This window comes from Aquiflexum sp., assembly GCF_041749095.1.
Taxonomy (GTDB): domain Bacteria; phylum Bacteroidota; class Bacteroidia; order Cytophagales; family Cyclobacteriaceae; genus Aquiflexum.
In genome coordinates this window covers 1-4,397 of record NZ_JBGTCA010000578.1, presented here as the reverse complement: position 1 = coordinate 4,397, position 4,397 = coordinate 1, and the positions used below count along the sequence as shown (strand labels likewise).

At 36.4% G+C, this 4,397-nt stretch carries 4 protein-coding genes; 2 read left to right on the top strand and 2 right to left on the bottom strand.

The annotated features are described in order from the left end of the window. The first annotated feature begins 501 nt into the window (after positions 1-501). Positions 502-1,686 carry a sorbosone dehydrogenase family protein gene (locus ACEW8O_RS25795; protein WP_373497507.1) on the top strand — a complete coding sequence of 395 codons (1,185 nt, stop codon included), beginning with the start codon at positions 502-504 and terminating at the stop codon, positions 1,684-1,686. Positions 1,687-1,826: 140 nt separating this feature from the next. Beyond that, entirely contained in the window at positions 1,827-2,027 is a 201-nt protein-coding gene (locus tag ACEW8O_RS25790) for a dodecin family protein (RefSeq protein WP_373497506.1), read from the top strand. 204 nt (positions 2,028-2,231) lie between these two features. On the opposite strand, the gene ACEW8O_RS25785 is transcribed toward ACEW8O_RS25790, so the two are convergent. Continuing rightward, entirely contained in the window at positions 2,232-2,591 is a 360-nt protein-coding gene (locus tag ACEW8O_RS25785; RefSeq protein WP_373497505.1) for a type II toxin-antitoxin system HicB family antitoxin, read from the bottom strand. Continuing rightward, the gene (locus ACEW8O_RS25780) at positions 2,588-4,009 is read right to left on the bottom strand and encodes a TlpA family protein disulfide reductase (protein WP_373497504.1); all 1,422 of its coding nucleotides are present in this window, start codon (positions 4,007-4,009) and stop codon (positions 2,588-2,590) included. Before ACEW8O_RS25780 ends, ACEW8O_RS25785 begins: the two co-directional genes overlap by 4 nt. Positions 4,010-4,397 lie beyond the last annotated feature (388 nt).

The window sequence follows — 4,397 nt, the reverse complement described above, 5'->3', positions numbered from 1 at the left end:
ACCTCCTCGCCGGCGGTAAATTCAATTGCCTGCGCAACGGCTGCCGGAAAATTGACATAGTACTGTTCGCTTTTCAATCTTTTGATGAGCTGGACTTTGGTTTTATATCCCATATCTAGTATTTTAACTAGATATAAATATGAAAAGAAAAGGCCGTAAAACAAAATTTACAGCCTTTTTTATTATTTATGTAGTAAAGAACCAAAGTCGAGCCATGGGTTAAAACCCATGGCTAAAATATCGGTCGTCCCCAAGGGACTATTATTAAATTACTTTTCGGGTTATACCAAGTGCCAGAGGCACGAAAGATATATTAGCCACCGGTTTCAACCGGTGGATCTCAGGTATTTACATTGTGGAAAGTCCCATCGGGACGAATGATATTTATTGACTTTAATTTTTATCATCAATTTTTAAATAAGTCCTTTGGCATGTTAATTGGAGCTTGTTCAACTAAATAACTTTGTAACCGTTTCCAATGAAGAAACAAAATCCATCAAAATGAACATTCCAAAATATCATTATTTCACTTTTTTAATAATTTTATTATTTAATATTTCCTGCTTTCAGGAAATGGAAAATGAGGATGAGCCTGACCAAAAGGGTCCAATCATTCTAAAAGTAGCTTTTCCCAACCTCACTTTTAACAGACCGGTGGATTTCCAGCATTCAGGGCCTAATACTGACAGGATATTTATTTTAGAGCAAAGAGGGGTGATATATGTTTTTCAAAATGACAGCGGGGTGGAAGACAATACTGTTTTTCTCAACATAGAATCCAAAGTGAATGACCAGGGAAATGAGGAAGGACTTTTGGGATTGGCTTTCCATCCTGATTATGAAAACAACGGTTATTTTTATGTGAATTATACAGCATCTTCTCCCAAGCGTACAGTGATTTCGCGTTTTCAGGTTTCAGGCTCTGACTCCGATAGGGCAGAAGAAAGCAGTGAATTGGTAATTCTTGAATTCAACCAACCTTTTTCCAACCACAACGGAGGACAGGTTTCATTTGGACCGGATGGGTATTTATACATAGCGACCGGTGATGGAGGTTCCGGTGGGGACCCGCAAAATAATGGGCAAAGGCGTGAAACCTTATTGGGAGCGATTTTAAGGATTGATGTCAACGGTCAAGAGGGAGAAAGAAATTATGCCATTCCTGGGGATAATCCGTTTGTCAACAATGAGGAAAGTTTCAGAAAAGAAATCTATGCCTATGGCCTAAGGAACCCGTGGCGCTTTAGTTTTGATTCGCAGACCAATGAACTTTGGACAGGTGATGTGGGACAGAATAGGGCAGAGGAAATAGACATCATCACCAAAGGGGGTAATTATGGTTGGAGAACCATGGAAGGTTTCAGATGTTTTAATCCTGCCAGTGGATGTGACCAAGAAGGTCTGATATTGCCCATTTGGGAATATACCCACACAAATGGTGACAGGTCGGTTACAGGTGGATTTGTCTATAGAGGTACTGAAATATCAGAATTGCAGGGATTATATGTTTATGGTGACTTTGTTTCCGGTAGGATATGGACATTGGATTTCAGTGACTTGGATAATCCTGTAAATACTGAATTGATGAGAGCCAATTTTCCCATCTCCTCCTTTGGAACAGACCAATCCAATGAAATATACCTTTGCGGTTTTGATGGGAAGATTTATAAGTTTGGGTATGAGTGAGCTTATTTCAAATCTCAAGGGGGACTTGGTATTAAATTGAATTACCCAAACAAATCTTAAAAAAGTCAAATTTATTATTAATATCAACTCTCATTGATAATTTATTTGTAAATTAAGCAAATAACCAAAATAATATTGAAATGGGAATTGTAAAAGTAATAGAGGTAATAGCCGCCTCCGAAATAGGAATTGAAGACGCCATGCAAAAAGCTGTAAGCGAAGCTTCAAATTCTGTAAGAAATATTGATTCAGTGTTTGTTAAAGATATTAAAGCGCACGTAGAAAACGGAAAAATTACTACCTATGGGGTAATTTGTAAAGTATCATTCAGAGTTGATTAATATTACAAAATCTTTAATTCAGCCTTAACATAGATTAGGGAAAACTTAGATTGGTGTAGATTTTATCTACACCATTTTTATTTCTGAAATTTCTGATTGAAGTTTGGGTTGATCTCTTTATCCAGAATAAAATTTTAAATTCTAAGAAATGGTTCGGTCAATTTAATGGCGATACATACTGAAATTCTGAGTCTCTACAGATTATTATTGTAAGGACTGTGAGGAGCTCTTACTTGATAATTTATCATTTATCGCTTCTTCGACAAATTGATTTAAAGACAAGCCTAACTCCACTGATTTATAAGCTGCCTGCTTATGTAAATTTGGATTGATTCGTACATTAAAAGATCCTTTATATGATTTATGGGGGGCTTTTCCCAAAGATTCACAAATTTCCAAATAGTCTTCAACTGCTTCTTGAAATGAACTTTTTAACTGATCAACATTATCGCCCTCAAAAGTGATCAAATCATCAATACTTTCCAGTTTTCTAAAAAACACCTCATCTTCAGCACTGAAATGTACTTTTCCAATGTAATCCTTATATTTTAAAACATCTTTCATTTTTCAGTTAAGTATTTATCCAGGGATTCACGGATTTTACCGGAAGGTCTATCAGCAGATGGATCAATTATTTTCCCCTCTCGATCCAATAGCAAAAATCTAGGGATGGCATTTACCATGAAATGTTGGGTAAGATCGGACTTCCAGGCATTTTCGGCAAACCACTGAAGCCCTTCCATGTTTTTGGCTTTGACCATTTTTTCCCAAGGTTCACGGGTATCATCAATGGATACCGTCAAAAATTCGACCGGTTGATCTTTATATTCTTCTTTCATCTTATCCCAATGCGGATGTTCTGCTATGCATGGTCCGCACCAAGTTGCCCAAATATCAATATACACCAGATTACCTCTCAGATCACTCAGTTTTACTTCCTCCCCTTCAATGTTGGTAAAAGTAAAATCGGGAACATCTTTTCCTGGACTGATTGGTTCCCATTTATCCTTTAATTTTTTTAGTTTTTCAGCATACTTTGGGGACTCATTTTCTTTCATAAATATCTCATAAGATTCTTCTACATGGACAGGTCCGCGATAATCCATATTAGACTTTATGGAGGTATAATGAAAATGATCTTTCACAGTTTTATCTTTTAACAATGAGTCCATGGCAAGTATCCGCGCTTTGTCATAGGCATTTTCACTTGACGCAAATGAACTGTCACTTTTCATGATTTCTGATGAAAGATTTCTAATCCGGGTATCTATAAGTGAAGTGTAGTAATACGTATTTAGAAGATGCTTTTGGTCCAACGGAACAGCAGCCAATTTAGCATTCACTTCTTCCTTAGGGAAATCTATTGAGTCCTGAGGTTTTTTGGTCACATAAGCGTGATACATTGGATATTGTAAATCAAAGCCCAGAGGAGCGTAGTTAAAATAGGCCTCTTCATAGCTGATAAATTCAGGATTAATATTTTCCTGCATTTTGAATTCCTCAAATTTGACTTTTGAAAGCGCAAATAGGCTGTCTTTTGTTTTAAAGTAGTCATCTTTCGATTTTGCCATCAAATCCATTTGATTATTTAGGCCACTTTCTTTATCGAATTGAGCTTTTTCAAAGAGATACCTGATTTCTTTTTCATGATCTCCGTTTACCTCAAATGTACCGGAGATGTCTTCGGCATCTGCGGTAAGATAAATACTGTCTCCCGGGCTTAGGTAGAGGCCAAAATTGGTCCGTCCTGAATATATTGTATAAATCAAACTTTCATCACCTTCAAATACCAGTTTGAAATTACCTTCATCATCTAATTTGCCACTTGCAATATCTCCGTTCTGAAAGATTGAGATATTTTCTGCTTCAAGATTTTCGATTTTTCCGGAGACGATGATGGTCGGGTCCTGTGGTTCTGATTTTTGGGAACAACTAAATGCCAAAATCAAAATTATCAAGGAGGAGTTGATGAGTTTTTTCATAATCAGAGGGTTTAAGGGAAGAATTGATAAAAACAGTTTGTTTGATCAAATGTCGGCAAGACTTATCTTGAATTTAAATTTACTACTAACTTTTTAAAATTGAAAGTTAAAAAACTATAAAAATCTTTTTTAGAATAAAGAAAAGGGTATGAATCCTTGCTTTCCTATTACCTCAAAACCTGCCCGACTATGTCATTCAGGCGCAACCCATAATCCAGTGAACCGCAGAATACGAGACCTCCCGATGGCTATCAAGCAATTTATAGGCACAATTTATATTACATTTATTTAAATCGGAAGTCCAGTTTAAAGTTATATAGCCAGGGGATTCTGGGGTCTATATTTTCTCTCTGAAGTATCTTGGGCAGATTGGTATAATCATTTGGAT

What these genes read in the sequence shown, in the direction of transcription:
- ACEW8O_RS25790 (WP_373497506.1), top strand. Translation starts at nt 1,827, where the DNA reads ATGGGAATTGTAAAAGTAATAGAGGTAATAGCCGCCTCCGAAATAGGA.
- ACEW8O_RS25785 (WP_373497505.1), bottom strand. Translation starts at nt 2,591, where the DNA reads ATGAAAGATGTTTTAAAATATAAGGATTACATTGGAAAAGTACATTTC.
- ACEW8O_RS25780 (WP_373497504.1), bottom strand. Translation starts at nt 4,009, where the DNA reads ATGAAAAAACTCATCAACTCCTCCTTGATAATTTTGATTTTGGCATTT.
- ACEW8O_RS25795 (WP_373497507.1), top strand. Translation starts at nt 502, where the DNA reads ATGAACATTCCAAAATATCATTATTTCACTTTTTTAATAATTTTATTA.